This window comes from Gottfriedia acidiceleris (assembly GCF_050457485.1).
In the GTDB taxonomy this organism is placed as follows: Bacteria; Bacillota; Bacilli; order Bacillales; family Bacillaceae_G; genus Gottfriedia; species Gottfriedia acidiceleris_D.
Genome location: NZ_JBCMJM010000003.1, coordinates 219600 through 240566 on the forward strand (window position 1 = coordinate 219600; position 20967 = coordinate 240566).

Below are 20967 nucleotides of genomic sequence, written 5' to 3' on the forward strand. Positions count from 1 at the left end.
ATTTTTCAATATTTTATAGTAGCCCTTTGAGGGCTTATTCTGGAAATCCTGTACTAAGTAGAACATATTAATTAATTTTTAGAAAAAATTTTAAAGTAATGGATGCATAAAAAGGTCGTACAAATTAGACATATCTAATATGTACGACACTTTTAACTCTATATGTTTATCTCGGTAATCCTATGTGATAGCTACTCTAATTTATTTTATAGGAACGATTAAAAGTAGTTAAAATTCATTGACTAGCTTGTTCAAGAATAATAGTCAAAAATTTTTTCTCTTTCTGTAAATTATGTTAAGAGTGTATTTCTTTCTCTTAATAAAACTACTTCGAATCCTATTCCTTCAAGCTTCAATATATTTTCTTCAATAATAGACTCCAATTTTATGATTAACCTATACTGAGCTCTGCTCAATGCAACATAGTAAACCCTATGAGATTCTTTATTCATATCAGGGTTTATAAGGAAATCTAGTTCATTCCCCTCACTATTAGAAGGGAGAGTTATACAAACTGTATCATATTCCTCGCCCTTTGATTGATGTATAGTTTTAAAGTCTATTGTTCCAATTTCTACATTCATTACCTGTAAAGCAAGCTGTTTATATGTTAATCCATCATATAGTGCTTTTACTCTACCTCTAGTAATTTTTCCAGATACTTCATTATGACCAACTATATACTCATTATATAAAAAGGTAATATTTTTATCTTTAAATTCATCATAACAATTTGAAAGTCTTCTTAGGTTTTTTAAAGCTTCTTTTTCAGAAAATCCATTGGTCTTCCTATAGGCTTGTCTCATAAATTTTATTGCTTGCTTTATATCAAGGGCTTTAGCGAATTCTAGGGATTGTACTAAATAATATATTCTCCAACTTCTATCTCCATCTGAATCTTCCACCAAAATGTTAACATTAGTTTGATTTATATTTTTATACGACAAAAACATAACCTTTTCAAAATTAACATTTAAATATGAATCCAACTCGGATTTTTCTCCAATTATAATTATAGGTGAGGGCCCTTCAAAATTTGTAGGTGAATGCTGCTTAAAATCTACTTTTTCACGCATATGATTCAATACATTGATAATTTGTTGTGTGGATCTTCGATTTCCCGACAAAATATATATCTTCATATTATCTAGAGAAAATTCTCTAAATAAATCAACATTAGCACCCTGGAAGGAATATATAGACTGACATATATCACCTATTACACCTATGCTCGTTTCTCTCTCGCCGATCATTTTTATTATTTCAGTTTGAATAGGACTAGTGTCTTGAAATTCATCAATTAATACATAAGGAAATCTTGCTCTTATTATTTCTAAAATCTCTGGTTTTTCTTTTATGATTCGATAAGCAAAATAAAGAACGTCATCGTGACTCAATTTTCCTTCTGACCAGTGTAATTGTTTATAGAGAATATATGAGCTTTTCTTAATAGAATATTTTCCAACTCGTCCATCATTATATCTTAAAAACTTGAGGACAGGTTCTCCATTTTCTAACACCCATTTAAGTTTACTCAATGCCTCAACTAAAGCTTTGTCATCATTAAAATGTAACTGTTGACTTCTAGACTTAAATTCTCTTAGCTGGCTCTTTCTTAGCTTTATTTCTTCGTGCCCATCTATCTTATCTAAAGGAATTGCACGATCATTTAATAGCCATATGTATGGCTTAACAATATACTTATAACAAAAACTATGAATAGTACAAATCTCAGTATAATCTGTACAACCCTCTAATCTTTTAACAAGTGTATTTACAGCTGTATTTGTATATGTAATACAAGCTACTTTTCTAGTTTTCTTTAACTTTTTAGAACTTCTAAGAATATGTTTTATATGATTCGTTAAAAAAGTAGTTTTTCCGGCCCCTGGACCTGCATAAAGTTTAAAATGTTCATCAAAGGGTATTTCACTTAGGCTAGATTCTAATTCATTTGCTACTGAGATATCCATTTAATCGCCTCACTTATATAATCTGGAGGACTAATTAATCCTTCTTCATCCTTGCTAACTAAATAGGCTATTTCTTGTGCAGCTTCTCCTTTTTTAACAGATTGTAGATACCTACTTGCCAGAAGTGCTATTTTATTTTCTTTATGATCTTCTAAAACTCCAGATTGTAACAACTCCAGTAGTTCAGTTTTAAATTTTGATTTTCTAATTTTTTTTATTATTTTTTCTAGTGCTTCATCTTGATTAACCATCTTGAATAATTCTATTAACTCAGCTTTATTTGAAATCGAACTCGTTATAAGAACATCTTTAGTTGGATTTGCTCTAATCAACTCATATTCTAGAGTCGAGCTCAATCCACTTGGCTGTGTAAATATTTTAATATTGGATGAATAGCTTTCGTGGTTATTTACAAGTTTATTGGAAGTTTTCTTGTACTCGTATAATTCATTATTTAATTCTAAAAATATAGGTGGGCATTTTTCCCAACTACTTGAATCACCCTCGACTTCATCTAGTAAATCATCCGATTTTCCGTCATTTATTTTTTTTCTTACAGGATCTAGGTCTGTAATACAAGCAATTTTTTTATTAATTGCATATGGGGATTTTTCCAAATCAAATAATTTTAAAAAGTGATCGAAGTATCTGCCTCCAATATTTAAAACTGTAGTATGACTATCTTCCAAATATAATTCTAGTTTCCTAGCAAACTCCGGTAAAACCAGTTGTTCAGCTATCCCCTCAACTAAAATGATATTTTTTGCAAAAAATAAATCGGCCTTAGTTACATCTAAAAATCTCTTCACATAATCCTTAGACTTCTTGTCTTCTTCGTGATATTCAGGATTATCTTTGTTTATTTCAAAAACCTTATATGGATAAGCTGCCCTGATAATTTCTTTAGGATTTTCAGTATCATTATCAATGTTTAATTTTTGAAGAACTATTATATCTTCAAGATCTATAGCGGCAGTTATATTTGGTGAATGGGAAGTAATAAATATCTGTCGGACTTCAGATTCTTTATTTGCTTTCAGAAATTGCAAAAATTTATATTGCATACTTGGATGTAAATGTGCTTCTGGTTCTTCAATTGCTAAAATTGAAAACACTTTTGAATTAGATCCAAGATATTCTCCTGATGAATCTTTTTGCATCTTTGAAAGTAATAAAGATATATAAATTAAATTGTTATAACCTAAACCATTACTTGTTGCCGGTAGTTTAATACCGGTTTCCTTTTCTACAATTAACCTTAAAGCTGAATATAATTCTGTATCGAGAATTTCACCTTCAAATATGGGCTTTGAGTTGTCGATACCTGCACCTGTACCTTTTACATATCTCAAAATCTGTTCTTCACCTTGACTCATTCTATCCTTCAATAATTTTATTAATTGTTTTGATTCTTGAGCAAAAATATCTTTATTAGATTGAATTTTATCTAGTTTTTCATTTACATCTAAGTCTCCATCATTTTTTATATCATAGTCCATATAAAAATCAATAACTTCTTTTAGAAGGGTATTATTACCTTTAAATAAATCTCTTTCCACATCTCTTATTGCACTTAGAAATTGAAAATCGAAACGAGAAAGCTCTGAAGAATCCACTTGATTTTTTAAATTTGGATTTCCTACGTATGTTTTGCTAACATACTTCTTCAAAAAATGTTGTTCAATCACTTTCCAATAATAATTTATATCAGTGCTTATCACACTATCCATTGCTTTTTTATAAGTGTCAACTTCATTTTCAGGCAAGAAAAATTCAAACGATATAGTAGCCTCAAAAGGGGTTTCTAAATTAGTCAGCCAATTCGCAACAGTAACTAATTCATCCGAATAAGATTCTTCATTATCAGATTCTATTAGTTTTGCAGATATACAAATCTTGGGTGGCTCAGTTTTCAGCTTTTCCAATTCTATATTGTGATTGAAATCATTAATATTTAATCTCTTTGAAGATTTATTATCGAACAAGATTTCTAATGCCTTAATTATCGTAGTCTTACCAGCATTGTTGTGACCAATAACCACGTTGATTCCTTCTTTAAATTCAATAGTAGATTCACTAGTAAACCCTCTGAAATTAGTAACCTTTAATTCTGATATATACATAACAGCACTCCTACTTAAAAGTCGTTTACATACGTAAAATTAATTATACTACAACTTTTTTGGAATTTAATGCCAATTTTATCTATCCAGCTAAACCAAAACATAGAACTTTTTACAAAATAAATAATTTTTTTCACCAAAACCTTGTTTTTTATAAAAATTAAAGAATATAATCCGTTTGCAAAATTTAAAAGTAAGAAATTAGGAAGTAATTTACCAATAATTAAACACTTAAATATAAGAATCAGTATTGAGCTTTAGTTACTTCCTTTTTTTCTGACATATGTATAACCGAAATAAGGAGAGAGAATTTTGAAAGTTATCCGCTGCTATGCTACACAAGAAAATGCAATTAATGCAAGTGTTATTATCCAAGATTTATTAATCTCTAAATTAGAAAGAATGCTAGATTATCCATTAAATCAAAAAGAGCTATCAGATAAAAAAGAACAGTTAGGAAGTGAATGTGCTTGATATACACAAATCAAGATAGAACATTAACTAAGTTAGAATTAAACACCTTTACAGAAAAATTAAAGAGACTTCAGAAGGAAGGCCACTTTTCACAATTCCTACTAGAGCAATTCCTTACTTACGGGAGGTTAAGAGATGAAAGAAACTAACATCAAGTCTTTCCCTGGTCAAGAGAAAGGAATTATCAAAATAATTATTAAGACCACAGATAAAGAGGAATCTGTTCAACTAAGACTAGATTTGAAATTTGAAGATTAGTGCTCAAGCACTAGTTAGTTATAGTGCTTACTCGTATAAACACACATATTTCCGTCAAAGATGAAATGCGGAGGTGTGTTTATGCGGAAGAAAATTAATATACAAACAGATTCTGAGATAAACTCTGTATCTAATATCTGGCTTCAACATTTAGTCCAGAGAATAATTGTGGATCAATTAGATGTATCTCATCGACTTCAGGCGAAGTTACTTTATCTAAACATAGTAAAGGAAAGAAAGAACAATGAGACAAACGATAGCAAATAAACACAAGTATAAGGTTTTTTTTCGAAGAGTTAGTACAAACAATCAGGATTTAGCAATGCAAATATCAGCTGATGCTATTTACCGAAAAAATTATATTTCAAGTGAGATACTAATAATAAATGAAAAGGGGGTATCTGCTAACAAACTGGATATTAATAAACGACCGCTAATGAAAAAACTTATTCAAATGATTATTAATAATCGAGTTGAAATTATTTATGCCTTTGACCGGTCAAGATTGTTTCGAGACTTTTATGAGTCAAATTATTTTGTTTCACTATGTAAAAAACATAATGTCAAAATATATTTTACTTCAGCTGGAAATGGTCATCACCAGGCCACCAATAGCACACTTCTTGAAGGTGTGATGAACATTGTAAGTGATGTCGAAGGAAAAAACATTGCTAGGAGAACCGAAGAAGCAAGAAAAAGGTATCCTCCTAGAAAACTTGGTTACTTAAAAGATAAAGAAACCAAACAATATAAAAAAAATCCTGAAAATAAGGATTTTTTACTACAATACTTTAAAGAGATTATGCGAATAACAACACACAAAGATTTAGAAAATACATTAATGGAATTTAAACGCAAACTAGAAACCAAGCCAGAACAATTGCTAAAAATTGCAATGGATCCTTTTTATGCAGGGTATGATCTAACTAATGGAAAAAATAAGCTTTTACACGTAGAACCTTACTTAACTTATGAGGAATTTCAACAATTTCGGGATAATAGCACCTTAATTTCAACATATCTAGAAGTTGAAAAGTCTTTAAAAAATCAAGATATTTACGATGTAAATTGTGGTGTTTGTAGAAGGTCAATGAAATTTCATTTGAATGTCTCTGAAGTGAAAGCCTGGTATTCCTGTTCACATAAACATTCAAAAGTATTAATATCAACGGATGATTTAATTCTTATTATCAATAAGTCACTTGAGAAAACAATTGAGAGTTTAAATACAGAACTACTTCTAAAAGATTCTAGGCACTTCTTTCAATTAAGTCGGAAAAATATTAATGGTGAATTAAAGTCACTCGAGGCACAAATACACAATTTAATGGAAAAAATCATTTTAGAAATTGATGATATTAGTAAATGGAAAGATAATCCTCGCTACATTGAATTAATCAAATTGGAGAAAATTCAAAAGAATTTACTTAGTCAATTAGAAGTAAAAAAGCAACTTCTATTAGAAAATGAAGGCTTGGTAGACCTATTGAAAAAATATCTTCATAAATGCAGTCAATCTAATTCTTTCTTTCTAACATCAATGCTTATCAAAAAAGTATTTGTATGTCCAAATGAGGTAGACATTGAGGTTAGTAAATTTGACTATCTCAACGATTTTCAGACTCAATATATTTTTAATGAAGGAGATTTCATATGAAAACAGCATTTGCGTATATTCGTCGCTCTTCTTATAAACAACAAGAAAATAACAGCGTTGAAATTCAGAAACAACATATTCAGGAATTCGCTAAACGTAATCAACTCTTTGTACCAGATGAATTTATTTACATAGAAGACGTTACTAGCGCATATACCAAACAGGCATCAAAACGAAGACAATTGATGAAACTTGGTGAGGAAATGGTTGAAATGAATATACCAACTGTCATATTTCACGATATTTCTCGGATGGATCGAACGGGTTATTCATTTACGCTTGAATTTTACCGACCATTAATAGAAAAAATGCCTGAACTTGAGGTCTATACAACAGATTCTAATAAACCAATTGACCCAGCTGATTTTGGCATCAAAATGAATTTCTTGATATTTCAAAACGAATCCGAAGTAAAATCCGATCGAGCAATAAGTAATTTAATTGCAGACCTAGATAACGAAGAGATATTCAGACCTGGATCAAAAACACCTTATGGATATAGCCAAGTTAACAAGCAATTGAAACCGAACGAAAATGCTGAGATTGTAAGCTTCATATTTTTCCTATCTAGTTGGGGAAAATCATTACAAAAAATAGCCACAATTTTAAATGAAGCAGAAATCTCTTCACCTAAAGGTGGTATATGGCGACCGAGCACAGTTGAAAATATAATAAAAAACCCAGTTTATACTGGAAATTTAATCTGGGATGTACACAAAAGAAAAGATGTTGGTAAAAAGCATTTCATTTTTGAAAAGGCCCACGAACCTATCATTAACAAATTTCATCTTCAATTAATTAAACAAAATATTCAACTGCAAAAAACTTTCGGTCGAATGGATACACCTTTTTTATTTTTAAACAAAGTAAAATGCAGCCATTGCAATCAATTGTTTAGTACCCATAATGCCTCTACTAAACGAAATAGCATCAAGTACTATTATCATTACTATGTATGTAAAACTTGTGGGTATAAAGTTGACATTAAAGAAGTTCACAATAAGTTTATACCTCAAATACTTAATCGTGTTAAAGAAATCGTTACTACAAATCAAATAATACCTATTACATTGACATACATTAATGAAATGAGCAAAGGCGTTGAACAAAGCATCGAACTAAAGATTTGTCGCATACAAACTCTTGAAGCAAGGTTAAATTCAGCAAAAGACATCCAAGATAGAGAACTCGAAATAAAAATCCTTGAATTCATTCAACAACACAAAGATTCTCTAAACGAATACTCGATTTGCAAAGATAATTTAAGAATAGCGTGTCATCTAGTAGAGACGGGTCAGTTTTTTTCAAGGTTTAATGAAATCCTAGATCATCAATTAGGTCTAGATGAGCAGAGATTGATTGTATTGTATTTTGTGGACTACCTAATGCTTTCTATGAACCGGGAGTCAAAATTATATTTTAAATCAAATATTTTCTCAGATCTGATTGATTTTGGATGAAGTACCGAATCCAATTAGATAAAGATTGGATAAAGTACCGAACATTAAGTTTTTCAAAAACACCATCAACATAGTTCTATCACCAGAACCCCTTTAACTAGGGGTTTCATTTAATGGATGTTCGGTACTTTATCCAGATTGGTATACCAATCTGGATAAAGTACCGAACTATTATTAATAGTATGGACGAAATACCGAAAATTAAAACATAGATGTGAGAAATAAGGAGAACAAGCATAAATGGATATAAATACACCTCAGATAAGACAAATGAATATGGTCAATACTATAACAAACCCACCAACATCTCAATATTTTGAAACTTATGGTGGTGATCGTGTATTGAGATGTGCAGTGTATGCCCGTGTCTCCACAGAAATGGATGCACAAAAAACTTCTATTGAGAATCAGATTGATTTATTTCGAAAATATGCTATCGATAATAATTGGGAGATTGTTAAGGTTTATACTGACAAAAAATCAGGAACAAAAGGAAACCGTCCTGGCTTAAAAAAGCTAATTGAAGACGGAAAGAATGGTTTATATGATGTGGTATTAGCTAAAGAACTTTCTAGATTAGCTCGAAACGGCTTATTGTCTTATGAATTAAAAAATATCTGCATAAATAATAATATTCATATTGTTTGCCTTGATAACTCGATCAATACAATTAAGGGGGATATAGATAAGTTTGGGCTTTATGCTTGGATTTATGAAAATGAGTCAGAAAATAACAGCCGAAGAAATAAGGCTGCGAAACGTGCGAAAGCTAGCAGAGGTTTATTTGTAGGTTCCACCCCACCTTATGGTTACTATTCTGACAACGGTAAGCTAAAAATACGTGAAGATAACACACCAGATATTGTTAGAAGAATATTTAAAGAATACTTAGATGGACTTGGAATGGAGTCAATAGCAAAAAGGTTCACAGCAGAAAAAATCCCTACTCCTTCACAAATTGCGAATAAGTCTAACGCATCACCTTTATGGCACTCTACCACAATTAAAAATATCTTAAATAATCAACATTACTGTGGTGATCTTGTTCAAAACAGAACTGAAACTATTTCAGTCACAACAACAAAACGGAAAACTCTTGGTGAAGACCATACTACAATTCAAGAGAACACTCACGAGCTTATCATACCAAAAGAGACTTTTCAGGCTGTCCAAAGGATGCTACAAACAAGAACACGTACAAGCACTGCCCCTAAAAAGCATCTGTTTACGAATGTTTTGTTCTGTGAGAATTGCCAAAAAGGGATGTGGTTTAAAGCTAATCAAAAAGGTTATAGATGTGGAGGCAATATTAAACACGGTGATACCTTCTGCGAAAATAGAGTTGTTATACGAGAAAAAGAACTAAAACACATAATCATAAAAGATTTACAAGAGCTATTTCGATCTATTCAAGACGATAAGTTTCTTAGAAGCCTGCAAAAAAGACTAGATAAAAAGATATTTCTTATCAAAAATGAGCTGACAAAAATCGAAAACAAAGAGTATAAATTAAGATCTAGAAAAAAAAATTACATTGATATGTATGCAGACCAAATAATATCACGGGAAGAACTGGTCGAGTATAGAAAACAAATAGATCAGGAGGTTGCCGATTTAGAAACTTCTAAGATCGTTATTCAAGACAAGCTTGTAGCTTGCGAAAGCGAGCACTTTGCAATTGATTTAGGTAAGAGGATTAAAGAGGTTTCAATACTAAATGATTTAACTCCTCAAATTTTACACACTTTAGTAAATAAAGTCACGTGTAGCATTGAGGGTAATCTGCATATTCATTACAACTTTGTTAATCCTTTAGAAGAAGAAAAATAGGCAACAACCACAAGGGTTAGTTGCCTTCTTTTAAAATGAGTTGCGAGATACACTCTACGTGCGCAGTATGCGGAAACATATCAACAGGCTGCAAATACTTCACATCATAACTCTTACTCAATACCTTTAAATCCCTAGCTAAAGTAGAAGGATTACAAGAAACATATACTAATTTCTTCGGTTTAATCTTTAATACAGTATTTAAAAACTCCTCATCACAACCAGTTCTAGGTGGATCAGTTATGATAACGTCTGGTTTCCAGCCTTCTTGTAACCATTTCGGTAATACTTGTTCAGCTTTCCCTGCTTCGTAATGAGTATTTGCAAAGCCATGGCTTAGGGCATTTGTTTTCGCATCGATGATTGCTTCTTTCGTTACGTCCATTCCTCGAACTTCTTTTGCGTCTTTTGCAAGCCATAGTCCGATTGTTCCTACTCCACAATAAGCATCTACGACTTTTTCTGTTCCAGTAAGTGCCGCTGCTTTTTTGACTTCATCATATAGCTTAACTGTTTGTTCAGGATTTAATTGGAAAAACGCTCTTGCCGAAAGTTCGAATGATAAGTCTCCAAGCTTTTCCTCAATTACTTCTTCACCTGATAAATAGACAGTTTCACGACCAAAGATCACTGAAGTCATTTGATTATTAATGTTTTGCATTAAGCTTGTCACTTCAGGAATTCGCTTTTTAATTTCACTAATTAGTTCATTTTTCTGAGGAAAATCTTTCGTTCCAGTTACAAGTACTAATTGGATTTGACCTGTACGTAAACCAACACGGGCTACGATTGTTCGGATTACCCCTTTATTTTTTCGTTCATTATAAACAGGGATATTTAAACGAGTTAAAATTTTCTTCACTTTACCAGTAATTTTATTTAAATCCTCATGTTGGATCGGGCAATGGCCAATATCGACAACATTATGAGAGTTTTGTGTATATAATCCAGCGATGATTTTATTTTTTTCTAGCCCAGCTTGAAGCTGACTTTTGTTTCGATAATTCCAAGGATTTTCCATACCGATCGTTTCTTTAATTGGTGTTTTTTCTAGTAAATCTTTCGCATACTTTTCCATTGCTTGGATGACAATGTCGCGTTTATATCGAAGTTGTCCTTCATAAGATGCATGCTGAATTTGACAGCCACCACATTTTTCGTAGATTTTACAAGTCGGCTCTACACGATCAGGTGATGCTTTTCGAATACGTTGAATTTTCCCTTCAGCAAAACCGTTGCGAACATTCGTTACCTCCGCTACTACTTCCTCACCAGGTAATGCTCCTTTAATGAAGACTACTTGTCTTTTGAAGTAACCGACACCCTCGCCATTAATCCCAATACGTTTGATTGTTATAGGAAAGGATTGGCCTACCTCTAATTTATTTGTTAACTGATTGCTCATATATACAACTCCATTATTCTATGCTCTTCCAAAGATAAAGGGCCGCGTAGCTTCCAAACGGAGAAACCTGCTCCTTTACATAATCCATTATTTCTTTTGAAGGCTTTTCATCTAAATTTAAAAGCTTTTGAAGTGCGATTTGAATTCCAACATCACCAACCGGGAAAATATCTTTTCGACCTAGACCAAATAATAAGAAGTTTTCAACTGTCCAAGGACCGACTCCCTTAAGCTTGATTAACTCCTTTGAAATTTCCTCTGATGATAATGTTCGATAATCTTGATGACTTAAAACTCCTTCACTCCAAGCTTTAGCAATTCCAATCATATATTCAGCCTTTCTAGTACTAAGCTGCAAATCTCTTAACTCATCTATTGTTAAATTAGCAATTATTTCAGGAGATGGAAAAAACCACGAATTACCAATTCTTTCACCATACATTCGAACAAATCGTTTTGTTACTTGGATTGCAAATGTACGCTGTATTTGTTGATGAATAATACATGTAATTAAACAGGCAAAAGGATCATTTGAAACGGTAATTGGTGTATGTCCAAAAAGGTCAATTAGAGGAGAAATTGTAGTTTGTCTTAAATGATGATGTAGTTCTTCAAATTCTGTTTGCCATTGCAAAATAGTAGCAACTTCTTCGAGAATTTTCTCTTTATTTTCATGTTCACTAATGACTTCAAACTGAACCGGAGCATCATTTATTTTCTTAACCTTTACAACTGCTTGATCCCCATCAATATACAGTGGAATGCTTAACCGCTTTTCAGCAGAATGCACTGTAAATGTAGGCTCATGCTCTAATCTCTTTAAAACTTCTTCCCATTGATATGGTGTTTCTAAAGCAACCTCTTCCTTCCACATTCACCCGTTCCTCCTTAATTACTCTGAAGTGTATTATAGCATAACAAGTACCGCTTAAGAAAATTTGTATGAAACGCTAAAAAACTAGAGAATAATCTCTAGTTAAGGTGTACAAATAATGTTCCCAAAATTAATTTTCAGACTGATTGTAAGCGCTTGTCTTTCGAGGCGCGAAGCCTGGTGAGGAGCGGAGTTACCTTTGACGGTAATGAGCACCACAGACAGGCGAAGCAACGAAGAAAGCGAGCGTTTGTCAACAGTCTGAAAAACGCAAAAAAAGCTTGGGGACTAGTCAAGCTTTCTTTGACACATAAATTTTAAGGGAATGGGGAAACTTTCAAGTCCAATCAGGTTTCAAAACTTATCAAATATCGCTACGGCGGTGTTGATATTTGCTATACTTAAATGATAACGATTATCATTATCAAAGTCAAGTATTGAATAAAAATAATTTGAATCTTTTTTATCATTAATTTATAGTAGCTACTCTCTTCTCCCTTAAAATCTCTATAAATAATTAGAGATAACAGTGTAAAGACAAATAACTAAAAACTTGATTATCAGACTGATTGCGAGCGCTTGTCAACAGTCTGATATCTCTATTAATAATTGGAGATAATACAAGTACGATACCTACTTACCATTCGTAAATTATGTTCTTTCGAAGACGCATTAGGTTATAATTTATGATAAACTATTTAATTGAAAGTAGAGACTAGTGAGGTAAGACTATTATGGAAAAAGCAAAAGTTAGTGTAGTCGTTGTTGCACATAATCATGAAGATGTCTTAAAAGATTGCCTAAACAGTATTCAAGGTCAATCATTAACTGATATTGAAACGATTATTATAGACAACGGTTCCTCTGATAATAGTAAAGAAATAATTGAGAAGTATTCAAATTCACATAAAAATATTCGCTTCATATCATTAGAGCTAATGGCAAAAAACAAAGCACTAAACATAGGTTTACATGAAGCCACTGGAGAGTTTGTGGCATTTATCGATGCGGATGATATTGTAAATCCATCAGCCTATGAAAATTTATATAACAATGCAATAAAGGATCATACTGATATTGCTTTAGGAAATATACAATTATTCAATGGTACAAGAAAATGGGAGCACCATGAATTAAAATCAATCATAAAAAAAGATTTACCAACATTACGAGAGTTTCATAAACATCCAGAACTTCTGTTAAATCCTTCTATTAAAAATATGATGATTAAGAGAAGTTTAATAATCGATAATCAATTGCAATTCAATGAGCTTTTAACAGAACAACAAGATTTATTATTTACTCAACAATGTTTTATTTGTTCAAATAAAGTTTACGTAACTTCAGATATCGTCATAAAAGTGAGAGATTTAACAAACAGTGATGTTATTAAACAAACTAGTACTTTAGAATTTTTTGATAACCTTCTCGTTACTCAAACTGAATTAATAAACTATTATAATCTGAAAGATATCACCTCTCATTACTCGCATGTTGAGAAAAAATTATGGGATTATTATTTAACGTCTTTACTGACAAAGGCATATTATTTCCCTTCTGAACAGTACAATGAACTTTTAAGGATTTCATCGGATTTTGCTAAAAACTTATCTGAAAATCTAATGGAAAATAATACTTCTAAAATTAGTAAAGTATTTTATACTATTTTTCTTAATCAAAATCCAGAAGAATTTCATTTATTGATGAGTCTATTATCAGATCGTACCCTACAAAAAGGAGCAGTGATGATAGAGGGAAAATATTATCATTATTTTGCAAAGTATTTTCCGAAATATAAAGAATACCTAGAAATTAAGGAATTCAATTTACATCAAAAAATTGAAATCCTTTCGTTACGAGGTGACCGCTTGCAAGTTGGTGGCTTCGCATTTATCGAGGAAATTAATAATTTAGATTCTATTAAGGAATTACAGTTTAAAAATAAATCAAATGGTCAGCTAATTACAGTTACACTCGAAACTCTTGAGCGTTCTGATTTGTCCTATCTTTTCTCAAAAAATAGTATCAATTATAGCGATGGTGGCTATAAAACAACTACAATTGAGCTAAGTAAAATATTACCTGATGGCGATTATGAAGTGTTTATTTCTGTAAAAGTTGGCGATATTTCATTAAAGAAACCACTTCATATTTTCTATTTTTCAACAAAGGCAAATTCAAAACCAGCAACAACTAAAACACATAGTATCGTACCCTATTTTCCAAAGAAAAATTTACACATTCGAATCAAAAAAACGGGTCTTCTTGGAAAATTAAAAACAAAGATCCAAAAATCATTCCGTGATATCGTCTATGAATTTGGGTTACTTGTATTAAGAAGAGAATGGAAATCATTCCTTATTTTTTACCTTTACCGTTTAACCCAAAGATACTATCGAAATAAGCATATTTGGTTAATTGGAGAACGAAAAGATACAGCACAAGATAATTCATACCATTTATTCAAGTACATTCAGCAAAATAAAATAAGAGATAACTGTTACTATTTGATTGATAAAAAGGCAAAGGATTACGAATATATAAAAGAATTCGGAAACATTGTACAATATGGAAGTTTAAAGCACACACTTTACTTATTAACTTGTGATAAAACAATTAATGCCTATTCAGAACGTGCCAACATGTACACACACGAGTATTTACAAGTCTTAAAATGTCATCCTGAGTGGCAGCAAAATCAAAAAATCCTTATTCAACATGGCGTGATTGGAGTTAGTCGTGTAAATCATGTACTGAATAAGAATAGAATGGGCTATTCATTATTTATCGTTTCATCTGATTTTGAAAAAGATCATATTGTTAATGAATTCGGTTATGCTGAAAATGAAGTGGCCGTTACAGGATTAGCTAGATGGGATGCGCTTGAAAATACAGGAAATGGCAAAACCATTTTAATCATGCCGACATGGAGAAACTGGAATAAAAGTACTCAACAATTAATGAACTCTGAATACTTTAACCGTTATTTTTCTTTACTTAGTAATCCCGAGTTACACCAAATCTTAGAAAAAAATGATTTAAATATCATTTTCTATCCGCACTACCAGACTCAAATTTATATGAAGGATGTTCCAGATTTCCATAAAAGGATAAAAGTAATCCGTCAAGGTGAAGAAACCGTTCAATCTCTATTAAAAAGATCAGATTTATTAATCACTGATTATTCAACAGTTTCATTTGATTTCTCATATATGGAAAAACCAGTTATTTTCTATCAATTTGACTATAAGCGATTTTATTATGAGCATTACAACCAAGGACCAATTACACAAGATTTACTTTTTGGAGAAGTTGTATCTGAAGAAGAACAAGTTCTTAACGGAATAAAAAAATTCGCTAATAAAGATAAACAATTCCTAGAAAATACAGTCGAAAATCCATTTGTAATTAAAACACCAAAGCAACATGCTAAACTAAATTACGAAGCAATCGCAAACCGTTAAAGAAAACTCGTCCTTAAAGTGTAAAAAAGCTAATGATTTAAGCAGTTAATAAAACTACTTAATCATTAGCTTTTTATTTTTTAGGTAGATAAAAGCTCGGATCAAATCCGCTTCTCTCCATCATTAAGTCATCTAAACTTTTAAATTGATACCCTCGTTTATGTAAGCCAGTAATAATCGCATCCATCGCTTCTGCATTATCCTTCGATACAGTATGCATTAATATAACTGCTCCAGGATGAATCATTTTCATCACATTATCATAAGCATATTTCCAACCTCTTTGTTGATCAACTTTCCAATCAACATATGCCAATGACCAGAAAATATTTTCATATCCCTGTTTATTAACTAGTTTCAATGTACGTTCGCTAAAAACACCTCTTGCAGGTCTGAAATATTTCATTTCTGTTTTGCCAGTCAATTCCTGGTATGCCATTTTAACTTGTTCCAATTCCTCAATAATCTTTTGATCTCCAATCGTTGTCATATCAGGATGACTCCATGAATGGTTTCCGACTATATGACCCTCATTAACCATTCGTTTCACTAATTCAGGATTTTCCTTAATGTAATGCCCGGTTATAAAAAACGTCCCGTGAACACCATGTTTCTTTAAAACATCCAAAAACTTTGGTGTAAAGCCGTTTTCATAACCATTGTCAAAAGTTAAATAAACATCTTTTTTTGTAGTATCCCCTAAATAAACTGACCCCGTATTTGATAATAATTTATTAAGTTGCTCACCCGCATCAGGTGGAGTCTCATTTTTCGCAGGAACAATCCCCCAGCCGTGTGACGCATTACTATAAGCAAATGTTGTACTAGGAAATACTAAGAAGAAAGTAAGAATATATACAATAATTTTTTTCAATTCATTCACCTCACTTAAAATTAGTATCTGTAAATAAATTAGAAATATGAATAGAATTGGTGTACTTTTGAAATAAAACTAAATTTTTCTAAAAGGATTTTTGATGAAAAGGAATGCTGATGCGTTGTTCGATTTGAACTGAAATTTTTTGAACTCAGGACCATTAATTTACCCTAAAATTAGACTTTTTCTTCATGATTTAACGACTTATTTGTACTCTAGGCGGGGTTTATTTGCAGTTTTCATTTATTTAATTGCAGATATGAATTTTTTATTTTCAGTTTTTGTATTTTTAATTGCAGATATGATAATTTTAATTGCAGTTTTCATAATATTATTTGCTGAATCAGGACGCTCAACCCAAAACAAAAAAAGCAATGCCAAAAAAATGACATTGCCCATAAAGCCCAACTATTAAAATACCTTCTCAGCCATAGTAGCCAATTTCTCAAGTGAACTCTTATCTACATCTTTATGCAATGAATTACCATGAGAATCCATTGTTACTACTGCTTTGAAGTCTTCAACTTGTAAGTGCCACATAGCTTCAGGAATACCAAACTCTAGGTAGTTTACGTCTTTTACTTCTTTAATACATTGTGAGTAGTATTGTGCTGCTCCACCAATTGCATTTAAATAAACACCGCCGTGTTCTTCTAGTGCTTTTAATGTTTTTGCACCCATTCCGCCTTTACCGATTACAGCGCGAATGCCAAATTTTTTCATGATATCGCCTTGGTATGGCTCCTCACGAATACTTGTTGTTGGACCAGCTGCTTTAATGTGATATTTGCCTTCTTCATCTTTTAATACTACAGGTCCACAGTGGTAAATAATTTGACCATTTAAATCGACCGGACAATCGTGGTCTTTTAAATGATGGTGGATTGCGTCGCGTCCAGTGTACATCATGCCACTAATTGAAACTACATCTCCAACTTTTAAATCACGGATTTGTTCTTCTGTAATTGGAGCAACTAATTTCACTTCACGAGGTGCTTCAGTCGTTTCATCAGTTTCATTTGTAAAGCTAATTTCTTCGCCCTCGCGATATAACCATTCTGAAATATCACCAGTTTCAGGATTGATTTTCATTCCTAAACGGCGGAATGCCCAGCAGTTATAAGCTACTGATACGAAGAAGCTCGCAGGTAGACGGTTCATTACACCAATTTTACAGCCAAGTAGAGTTGTTTCTCCACCAAAGCCCATTGTTCCTACGCCAAGCTTGTTAGCATTTTCCATAATATAATCTTCCATTGCTTTAAGCTCTGGAATTGAATTTTCATCATCAGATAAACGGAATAATTGATCTTTCGCAAGCTCATAACCGCTAGTACGGTCGCCACCAATACCAACTCCGATGAAACCTGCGCTACAGCCTTGTCCTTGCGCTTGGTATACGCTGTGTAAAATACATTTACGGATACCATCTAAATCACGACCTGCTTTTCCAAGTCCTTCAAGTTCGCATGGTAAGCTGTATTGGATGTTTTTATTTTCACATCCGCCACCTTTTAAGATTAGGCGAATGTCAATATAGTCACTCTCGTGTTGCTCAAATTTAACAACAGGAGTACCTGGTCCTAAGTTATTTCCGCTGTTTTTACCAAACAAAGAATCTACAGAGTTAGAACGAAGCTTACCATCTTTTGTAGCTTGTTCAATTGCAGCATAAATTGCTTCTTTTATCACAAGTTGGTTTACCCCAACTGGCGTTTTCACTTTAAAAGTTGGCATACCAGTATCTTGGCAAATTGGTGAAACATCGCCTTCAGCCATCATAATATTATTTGTAATCGTTTCCAATGCGATGGCACTTCTTGTACCTGCAGTTTCACTTGCTTTAGCTTGTCTGATTGCTTTACGTACGTCTTTTGGTAGATTTGTTGATGTTTCTACAATTAATTGATAAATACTTTCCTGTATGTGTTGCATTCATGCTCCCCCTTAAAACCCTTTATAAAAATACTGAATGTTCCCCTCTTCATTATAATACAATTTTTAATAAACGGAATAAAAAAAGCCCTCCAGAATTAGTTTCTGATTTGGGCAAATATTTAGCTACTTCTATTGTTAACAATTACTATCCAATAAAAAAAGCCCATTACAATGGACTCAATCTGGGCGATTAACTTCACGACATTTACTTTCTAAGTCATCTAGAACTGATAATAATTGATCTAGCTCTTCTAAGCTTACTTCTTCAGCTTCTAATGATTCGATTGTTTCCATTACTGAATTAAAACGTTCTTTAATATAGGATAATTGTTCTGTGTTTGACATGAAATGATCGTCCTTTCTAATACAATTGCTAATAATATTATACCCTTATTCTCCTATATATCGTAAACTTTCGACATTTTTTTAAATTTTAGGAAGTTATTCCTATACAAGGTTTCACTTTCTTTCTTATAATAGTTGAGGAAAATTAAATTAGTCTAATACTTACGGGTGCAGTTTTGTGCCTAAAGGAGTAATCACATGAAAAAATTATTACAACAAATAACACCTACATATGATCCTTGGGAAGCATATTTAGATGTTGAAGAGTATGGTAAGAACATACTTACAAATGTAGAGTTTACGACAACAACGATTTGTAATATGCGCTGTGAGCATTGTGCTGTCGGTTATACTTTACAACCTAAGGATCCAAATCCACTACCTATTGAGCTAGTTTTAAATCGCTTAGAAGAGATTGAAAAGCTTCGTTGTATAAGTATCACTGGTGGAGAACCGATGCTTTCAAATAAAATGTTGAACGGATATGTTGTGCCTTTATTGAAATATGCACATGAACGTGGCGTACGTACTCAAATTAATTCAAATCTAACATTAGATTTTGAAAGATACGAAAAAATAATTCCTTATTTAGACGTGCTACATATCTCTCATAACTGGGGAACTGTTGATGAATTTGTAGAAGCAGGATTTGCGATGATGGAACGTAAGCCGACATATGCGCAGCGTGCGAAATTATTCGAAAACATGATCGAAAACAGCCGACGACTAGCTGATGCTGGTGTTATGGTATCCGCTGAAACAATGTTAAACAAACGTACTCTTCCATACTTAGAAAAAATCCATCGTCAAATTATAGAAGAAATGAAATGTCAGAGGCACGAAGTTCACCCGATGTATGCCAGCGATTTCGCTAGTACATTAGAAGTCCTAACAAAATCAGAGCTTCGCGAAGCAATTTCAACTTTACTTGATGTACGTGATGAAAATATTTGGATGTTATTTGGTACTTTGCCATTTTATCCATGTAGCGATGATCAAAACGATTTAGACATCATTCAGAGATTATATAATAGTAAAAATGTAACATTACGAAATGACCCTGATGGTCGTTCTCGCTTAAATGTAAATGTATTTGATGGTAGTATCATCGTTACTGACTTTGGTGATGTACCTCATCTAGGAAATATTCAAACCCATACATTACAAGAAGCATATGATACTTGGACATTATCAAAAACTGCAAATGAATTAAGCTGTCATTGTCCAGCAGTAAAATGCTTAGGACCTAATATTCTTGTAAAAAACAGCTATTATCCTGAAACTGATTTTTCGAATAGAAGTACAAAGATTTTAAAGGGAAATTAAATCCTTAAAAAAGAGCATGTCATATTAATGGCATGTTTTTTTGCACATAAAACAAAAAACCACAAGGAAAATGATCTACCTTGTGGGTCTCTCTATTATCTAGGGTGTGGCGAAGCGAAATAACCAAATGAAACATAATCCTGAACAGGAATCCATGCACCTACACCTTGTGATACTACATTTTTAACTTGTAGAGTTCTTTTATTACCTTTTAGGATTAAATACACTTCTCCAAATGTAACTTTTCCTTTTTCATTAACTGCAGGAGCATAAGCATATAAATAGCCGAGTTGCTTTGGTGGTACATTATATACTCTCTCGTTTTTAGTTCCAGCTCCAACTACTGTTTGGAATGCAAGTGGGAGAGTTGTTTTCTCTGATGCATCATGCATCATTAAATTAATCACATCATCCGCATTCCTTACTTTAGCAGTTAATCCACCTTTAACAATCTGTTGCGAATTTTGGTAGTATTTTATTCGTCTGTAAGCTTTTTCTCCTCTATTATCTAAAAAGTTGGTATTAATTTTTTTATATTGCCAATTGATTGTTGTCTCATTTGATTCGTAATTTAACGGCCAAACTCCTAAGAAAATTTTCGCATTATAGCCTACTGCAAATGGTGCTTTACTGACAGAGGATTCATTAAACATACGAATGAGATTTGGATTCTCAATTTTTACATTTGATGAATCTAATAACTGCTTAGCTAATCCGCCTGGTTGAAGTTCTGGCAGGTCCTGAGTTGGATTAGGGTAAGTATTCTCTTTTGTCACATTAGCAGCCGAGCGTGGGACTTTAATATCTGAATTAGCTGCAAAAGTTGTTTGTCCATTATTTAAAGAAATAATTAAAATAGCTATATTAACAAGAACGAATGGCTTAAACCATTTAGACATATTCATGCCCCTTTCACAAATAAGGAAATTATTACTCTTAGCATGAACATTTTATGTAAATATA

17 protein-coding genes are annotated in these 20967 nt (G+C 32.3%); 8 read left to right on the forward strand and 9 right to left on the reverse strand.

The features are described 5' to 3' along the window. Nucleotides 1-290 precede the first annotated feature (290 nt). Both ABEY15_RS03725 and ABEY15_RS03730 read right to left on the reverse strand, forming a co-directional pair. On the reverse strand, nt 291-1973 hold the full coding sequence (locus ABEY15_RS03725) for a UvrD-helicase domain-containing protein (protein WP_429888539.1): 1683 nt from the start codon (nt 1971-1973) through the stop codon (nt 291-293). Beyond that, entirely contained in the window at nt 1958-4096 is a 2139-nt protein-coding gene (locus ABEY15_RS03730) for an ATP-dependent nuclease (protein WP_429888540.1), read from the reverse strand. Before ABEY15_RS03730 ends, ABEY15_RS03725 begins: the two co-directional genes overlap by 16 nt. Nucleotides 4097-4408: 312 nt before the next feature. On the opposite strand from ABEY15_RS03730, the gene ABEY15_RS03735 reads away from it, so the two are divergent. The 6 genes from ABEY15_RS03735 (at nt 4409) to ABEY15_RS03760 (ending at nt 9775) form a co-directional block, all read left to right on the forward strand. Next, nucleotides 4409-4570, forward strand: a complete 162-nt coding sequence (locus ABEY15_RS03735) for a hypothetical protein (protein WP_429888541.1) — start codon at nt 4409-4411, stop codon at nt 4568-4570. Between the two features lie 135 nt (nt 4571-4705). Further along, nucleotides 4706-4828 carry a hypothetical protein gene (locus tag ABEY15_RS03740; protein WP_280635608.1) on the forward strand — a complete coding sequence of 41 codons (123 nt, stop codon included), beginning with the start codon at nt 4706-4708 and terminating at the stop codon, nt 4826-4828. Between the two features lie 81 nt (nt 4829-4909). Then, nucleotides 4910-5095: a hypothetical protein gene (locus ABEY15_RS03745; RefSeq protein WP_429888543.1), complete on the forward strand. Its 186-nt coding sequence runs from the start codon at nt 4910-4912 to the stop codon at nt 5093-5095. Beyond that, nucleotides 5073-6485, forward strand: a complete 1413-nt coding sequence (locus ABEY15_RS03750) for a recombinase family protein (RefSeq protein ID WP_429888544.1) — start codon at nt 5073-5075, stop codon at nt 6483-6485. Before ABEY15_RS03745 ends, ABEY15_RS03750 begins: the two co-directional genes overlap by 23 nt. Further along, the gene (locus ABEY15_RS03755; RefSeq protein ID WP_429888545.1) at nt 6482-7945 is read left to right on the forward strand and encodes a recombinase family protein; all 1464 of its coding nucleotides are present in this window, start codon (nt 6482-6484) and stop codon (nt 7943-7945) included. Before ABEY15_RS03750 ends, ABEY15_RS03755 begins: the two co-directional genes overlap by 4 nt. 240 nt (nt 7946-8185) lie before the next feature. Beyond that, nucleotides 8186-9775 carry a recombinase family protein gene (locus ABEY15_RS03760; protein ID WP_429888547.1) on the forward strand — a complete coding sequence of 530 codons (1590 nt, stop codon included), beginning with the start codon at nt 8186-8188 and terminating at the stop codon, nt 9773-9775. Nucleotides 9776-9791: 16 nt separating this feature from the next. Here ABEY15_RS03760 and rlmD read toward each other — a convergent pair whose 3' ends face one another. Both rlmD and ABEY15_RS03770 read right to left on the reverse strand, forming a co-directional pair. Further along, complete coding sequence (gene rlmD / locus ABEY15_RS03765) at nt 9792-11180, reverse strand: 23S rRNA (uracil(1939)-C(5))-methyltransferase RlmD (RefSeq protein ID WP_429888548.1); 1389 nt, start codon at nt 11178-11180, stop codon at nt 9792-9794. Between the two features lie 13 nt (nt 11181-11193). After that, nucleotides 11194-12054, reverse strand: coding sequence for a DNA-3-methyladenine glycosylase family protein (locus ABEY15_RS03770; protein ID WP_429888549.1), 861 nt, complete (start codon nt 12052-12054; stop codon nt 11194-11196). A gap of 734 nt (nt 12055-12788) precedes the next feature. Here ABEY15_RS03770 and ABEY15_RS03775 point away from each other — a divergent pair. Further along, nucleotides 12789-15518, forward strand: a complete 2730-nt coding sequence (locus ABEY15_RS03775) for a bifunctional glycosyltransferase/CDP-glycerol:glycerophosphate glycerophosphotransferase (RefSeq protein ID WP_429888551.1) — start codon at nt 12789-12791, stop codon at nt 15516-15518. A 73-nt stretch (nt 15519-15591) separates the two neighbouring features. Here ABEY15_RS03775 and pdaA read toward each other — a convergent pair whose 3' ends face one another. The 4 genes from pdaA to ABEY15_RS03795 form a co-directional block, all read right to left on the reverse strand. After that, nucleotides 15592-16392 (reverse strand): delta-lactam-biosynthetic de-N-acetylase, encoded by an 801-nt coding sequence (pdaA, locus tag ABEY15_RS03780; protein ID WP_429888552.1) that lies wholly within the window; start codon nt 16390-16392, stop codon nt 15592-15594. Nucleotides 16393-16638: 246 nt separating this feature from the next. Beyond that, a complete protein-coding gene (locus ABEY15_RS03785) occupies nt 16639-16794 on the reverse strand; it encodes a hypothetical protein (protein WP_429888554.1) in 156 nt (51 codons plus the stop codon). A 12-nt stretch (nt 16795-16806) separates the two neighbouring features. Beyond that, nucleotides 16807-18330 (reverse strand): fumarate hydratase, encoded by a 1524-nt coding sequence (locus ABEY15_RS03790; protein ID WP_248267864.1) that lies wholly within the window; start codon nt 18328-18330, stop codon nt 16807-16809. A gap of 180 nt (nt 18331-18510) precedes the next feature. Then, complete coding sequence (locus ABEY15_RS03795) at nt 18511-18678, reverse strand: SE1561 family protein (RefSeq protein ID WP_098230791.1); 168 nt, start codon at nt 18676-18678, stop codon at nt 18511-18513. A gap of 198 nt (nt 18679-18876) precedes the next feature. Between ABEY15_RS03795 and yfkAB the strand changes: the two genes are divergently transcribed. Then, the gene (gene yfkAB, locus ABEY15_RS03800; protein ID WP_429888555.1) at nt 18877-20004 is read left to right on the forward strand and encodes a radical SAM/CxCxxxxC motif protein YfkAB; all 1128 of its coding nucleotides are present in this window, start codon (nt 18877-18879) and stop codon (nt 20002-20004) included. 95 nt (nt 20005-20099) lie between these two features. Here yfkAB and ABEY15_RS03805 read toward each other — a convergent pair whose 3' ends face one another. Next, nucleotides 20100-20903 (reverse strand): YfkD family protein, encoded by an 804-nt coding sequence (locus ABEY15_RS03805; RefSeq protein ID WP_429888557.1) that lies wholly within the window; start codon nt 20901-20903, stop codon nt 20100-20102. Nucleotides 20904-20967 lie beyond the last annotated feature (64 nt).